The sequence below is a fragment of the Phenylobacterium sp. genome, from assembly GCF_046590535.1.
Lineage (GTDB): Bacteria > Pseudomonadota > Alphaproteobacteria > Caulobacterales > Caulobacteraceae > Phenylobacterium.
Genome location: NZ_JBKJTG010000084.1, coordinates 1 through 4,642, shown reverse-complemented (window position 1 = coordinate 4,642; position 4,642 = coordinate 1). Strand labels below are relative to the sequence as shown.

The window sequence follows — 4,642 nt, the reverse complement described above, 5'->3', positions numbered from 1 at the left end:
GGCGAGGGTGCCTTCGATGATGTCGATGTCAGCCTGGACATTGTCGCGCTCGGAGACGCCGCCGCCGCGCTTGCCGTACATGCCCACGGCATGGACTTCGTCGAGGTAGGTGAGCGCGCCGTATGTCTTGGCGAGCGCCGCCAGCGCCGGCAGATCGGCGATGTCGCCGTCCATGGAATAGACGCTCTCGAAGGCCACGAGCTTGGGGGCGTCCGCAGGCGCCGCGGCCAGCAGTTCTTCCAGATGGTCCAGGTCGTTGTGCCGGAAGATGTGCCGGGGACCGCGACCGGCGCGGATTCCGGAGATCATCGAATTGTGGTTCAGCTCGTCAGAGAAGACGATCAGGCCGGGCAGGATCTTGTAGAGGGTCGACAGCGACGCCTCATTGGACACGTAGCCCGAGGTGAACAGCAGGGCGCCTTCCTTGCCATGCAGATCGGCGAGCTCGCACTCCAGTTCCACATGATAGTGCGTGGTGCCCGAGATGTTACGGGTGCCGCCGGAGCCGGCGCCGGCCTCCTCGATCGCCTGGTGCATAGCGTCGAGCACCACGGGGTTCTGCCCCTGGCCGAGATAATCGTTTGAGCACCAGACCACCACGTCCTGGGTGGAGCCGTCCGGACGGGTCCAGGTGGCGCAGGGGAAATTGCCTCGATGCCGCTTCAGGTCAGCGAACACCCGGTAGCGGCCCTCGGCGCGGACCGTTTCCAGGGCGGTGCGGAACGCGTCTCTGTAATCCATCGACCTGAAATCCGGCCGCGCGTTCGACGATCTCGCGCGAAGCGACCGGTCCCCTTGAATAGGCTCGGCTTGTCGCACCGAGATGGGAGCTTGTCCATATGAACGGCGGTCACGAAGGAAGACCTTTCGTCAGCGGACGCTTAGATTTCGTGAGTGAAACCAGGCTTGGCCTTGGCGGCCGAGGCGGCGGTGGCGTCGCGGGCCGGTTTGCGTCGGCGAAGAAAGATTCAGCTAAGGCGCCCGGCCACGGAACATCTCCAGGATGGCCGAGAAGTCCTTGGACCCGCCACCCAGCCGTTCGAACAGGGCGTAGAGACCTTCGGCCTGGGCGCCCAGGGGCGCAGCCGCGCCGGCCTTGGCGGCGGCGTCCTGGGCAAGCTTGAGGTCCTTGAGCATCATGGCCGTGGCGAAGCCGCCCTCGTAGTTTCGGTTGGACGGCGCGGCTGGCACTTGGCCGGGCCAGGGGCAATAGCTGGTCAGGCTCCAGCACTGGCCGGATGACTTCGAGGCGATCTCGAAGAACCGATCCGGCTCCAGGCCCAGCTTCTCGGCCAGCGCGAAGGCCTCGCAGACAGCGATCATCGTGGCGCCCAGCACCATGTTGTTGCAGATTTTGGCGGCCTGCCCGGTTCCGTGGTCGCCGGCCCGGATGGTGGCCCGCGACATCGGCTGAAGGATTGCCTCGACCGCCGCGAAGTCGGCCTCGTCGCAGCCCACCATGAAGGCCAGCGTGCCGCCGTCGGCCGCCGCCGTGCCGCCGGAGACCGGGGCGTCGGCGAAGCTGAAGCCCTTGGCCCTGGCTTCAGCAGCCACGGCGCGGGCGCTATCCACATCGATGGTCGAGCAGTCGATCAGGAGCGCGCCCTTCGCCGCGTGGGGGAACACCTGCTCGGCATAGACCTGGCGGACGTGAGGGCCAGCCGGCAGCATGGTGATGACCGCCTCGGCGCCCGTCACAGCCTCGGCCACTGAGGAGGCGGCCGAGCAGCCGGCGGCGACGGCCTTTTCGACCGCCGCCGCCTGCAGATCGTAGCAGACCACATCGCGTGCCGCCTTCGCCTGATTGGCGGCCATGCCGCCGCCCATATTGCCAAGACCGATGAAGGCCACGCGAGCCATTATATCACCATTACAAATGCTTAAGCAGGTTTACGGAACTTGTAGACGAACTGGTCGGTCTTGCCGCGGACGGAGGCGTCGAAGACCCCTTTGGTCTTGTCGTCGGCGGGGTTGCGCAGGGCGTTCAGCTCGCCCTCGTACTTGAAGCCGGCGGCTTCCAGCTCGGCGCGGACCTTGGCCGGATCGATGCGGTGCAGGGTATCGGCGACCTCTAGCGGCGCGCCGGCGGCCGCCGCGTGGTCGATCACCAGCAGGACACCGCCGGGCTTGATGGCCCCCATCAGCGCCTTGTTCACCGCCGCCACGTCCAGGTTCAGGCGCTTCAAATGGAAGTCGTGGTAGTTCTGGGCGGTGAACATCACGTCCACCGGCTGCGGCGTGGCGAAGGTGGCCGGCGACAGCAGGACGGGGGTCACATTGCCTTTGGCCATGGCCTTGGCCAGGTCGGCGGCCGGCATGGCGGCGTAAACCGCCCCGGTGGGACCCACTGCCGACGACAGGAGGCGGGTGAAGTAGCCGCCGCCTGGCAGCAGTTCCGCCACCTTGTCGCCTGCCTTGACGCCGGCGAAGGCCAGGATCGGGCCGGGCTTGCGGTCGGCGTCGCGCTTGGTGTCGGCCTCGGGGCGGCTGGCGTCGGCCACCGCCTTGGCGATGTGCGCCGGGACCATTTCGTTGTGCCCGGCGGCCATGGCGGCGCCGGACAGCGAAAGTGAAATCGCCGCCACGGCGGCCAGGATGAATTTGCGAGACATGTTCGTCCTCCCGACGGCCTTCGCGGGCCGCCCATGGTCAAGGTAAGGGCGTCCACTCCTCAGCGGAAGGCAGGGACGCGAAAATGGCGTCAAGCATGGCCTCGCTGACGCCCTCCAGGGTGGCTGGCTCCCAGCGCGGCTGGTTGTCCTTCTCCACGATCACTGCGCGGACGCCCTCCGCGAAGTCGTGCCGCTGCACCACGCGGGCGCCAATGCGGTACTCCATGGCCATGTTCTCGGCGAAGCTCTTGGCCTGCCCGCCGAGCACGAGCTGGCGGAACGCCACCTTCATGGTCTGCGGGGACTTGGTCCCCATCACCTTGAGTTGGTCGCGAGCCCAGTCGCTTTCGGCGGCCCCGAGCGCCGCGACGATGGCCTCGACGCTGGCCGCGCCGAAGATCCGGTCGATCTCGTCCTGATGGGCGGCGATGGTGGGCCGGCCGGCGTCGGCCTCAAACTCGGTGAGCAGGGTTTCGACCCGGTCGGGGGCCTCCAGGATCGCCGCCTTAAGCTCGGGGATGCGGGCACTTTCCACATAGTCGGTGGCCACTCCGACCAGCTCGCAATCGGCCGCCTTGATCCGCGCGCCGGTAAGCGCCAGCCACAGGCCGATGTGACCGGGCATCCGCGACAGGTACCAGCCGCCGCCCACGTCCGGGAACAGGCCGATGCCGGTCTCCGGCATGGCGAAGGTGGTCCGCTCGGTGGCCACCCGGAACCGGCAGGGCCGCGACAGGCCCACGCCCCCGCCCATGGTCACCCCGTCCATGATCGCCACCCGCGGCTTGGGGTAGTGGAACAGCAGGTGGTTCAGCCGGTACTCGGTGTGGAAGAAGTCCCGGGCCTGGGCGCCGTCGGCCGCCCCACTCTCGGCCAGCATGCGGATGTCGCCGCCCGCGCAGAAGCCGCGCTCGCCGGCGTGATCCAACAGCACCAGTTCGACGGTCGGGTCGTCGCGCCAGGCCAGGAGCGCGGCGGTCATATCGCGACACATCTGGGTGGTCAGGGCGTGCAGCGCCTGGGGCCGGTTGAGCGTGATCCGCCCGACGCGTCCCTCGATGCGGGTAAGGACTTCGGGTTCGCCGCTCATTGCCGGAAAAGCTCCCGCGCTGTGATGACCCGCATGATCTCGTTGGTGCCTTCGAGGATCTGGTGCACCCGCAGGTCGCGGACGATGCGCTCCAGCGGATAGTCGCGCAGGTAGCCGTAGCCGCCGTGCAACTGCAGCGCCTGGTTGGCGACCTCGAAGCCGGCGTCGGTGGCGAAGCGCTTGGCCATGGCGCAGTACTGGGTGGCCTTGGGGTGCTTGGTGTCGAGCGCGTGGGCGGCGCGGCGCACCATCAGCCGCGCGGCGTCAAGGTCGGTGGCCATGTCCGCAAGCCGCCATTGCAGCCCCTGGAATTCCTTCAGCGCCTGGCCGAACTGCTTGCGGGTTTCCAGGTAGGATTTGGCGGTGTCGAGAGCCAGACCGGCGCCGCCCAGCGAGCAGGAGGCGATGTTGATCCGCCCACCGTCCAGCCCGGCCATGGCGAACTTGAACCCGTCGCCCTCGGCCCCGATCCGATTCTCGGCCGGGACACGGCAGTCGTCGAAGTTCACCTGGGCGGTCGGCTGGGCGTTCCAGCCCATCTTCTTTTCCTGAGCGCCGAAGCTGAGGCCCGGCGTCCCGTTCTCCACCACGAAGGCCGACACGCCCTTGGCGCCGCCCTCGCCCGTCCGGGCCATGACGACGTAGATGTCCGAGGTCCCGGCGCCGGAGATGAAGGCCTTGGAGCCGTTCAGGACGTAGTCGCCGCCATCCCGCCTGGCGCTGGTCTTCATCGCCACCGCGTCTGAACCCGAACCCGGCTCGGTGAGCGCGTAGGAGGCGATCAGCTCCATGGTGGTCAGGCGCGGCAGGTAGCGGCGGCGAAGCTCCTCGCTCCCGAACCGGTCGATCATCCACGAGGCCATGTTGTGAATCGAGATGAAGGCCGCGGTGGAGACGTCGCCGTAGCTGAGCTGTTCGAACACGATCGAGGCGTCGAGGC

Annotated in this window: 5 protein-coding genes; all 5 read right to left on the bottom strand. The window is 67.9% G+C overall.

Features of this window, described 5'->3' with window-relative positions; all coding sequences use genetic code 11:
* A partial coding sequence (gene hemA, locus ACLL81_RS05025; protein ID WP_411287249.1) for a 5-aminolevulinate synthase occupies positions 1-741 on the bottom strand: 741 nt, incomplete at its 3' end.
* 231 nt (positions 742-972) lie between these two features.
* Positions 973-1,860 (bottom strand): 3-hydroxyisobutyrate dehydrogenase, encoded by an 888-nt coding sequence (mmsB, locus tag ACLL81_RS05020; RefSeq protein WP_411287248.1) that lies wholly within the window; start codon positions 1,858-1,860, stop codon positions 973-975.
* A 20-nt stretch (positions 1,861-1,880) separates the two neighbouring features.
* Positions 1,881-2,612 (bottom strand): class I SAM-dependent methyltransferase, encoded by a 732-nt coding sequence (locus ACLL81_RS05015; protein WP_411287247.1) that lies wholly within the window; start codon positions 2,610-2,612, stop codon positions 1,881-1,883.
* A gap of 37 nt (positions 2,613-2,649) precedes the next feature.
* Positions 2,650-3,702 carry an enoyl-CoA hydratase/isomerase family protein gene (locus ACLL81_RS05010; RefSeq protein WP_411287246.1) on the bottom strand — a complete coding sequence of 351 codons (1,053 nt, stop codon included), beginning with the start codon at positions 3,700-3,702 and terminating at the stop codon, positions 2,650-2,652.
* Positions 3,699-4,642 (bottom strand): acyl-CoA dehydrogenase family protein (locus ACLL81_RS05005; RefSeq protein WP_411287245.1); only part of this gene is annotated, 944 nt, incomplete at its 5' end. The genes ACLL81_RS05010 and ACLL81_RS05005, both read right to left, overlap by 4 nt.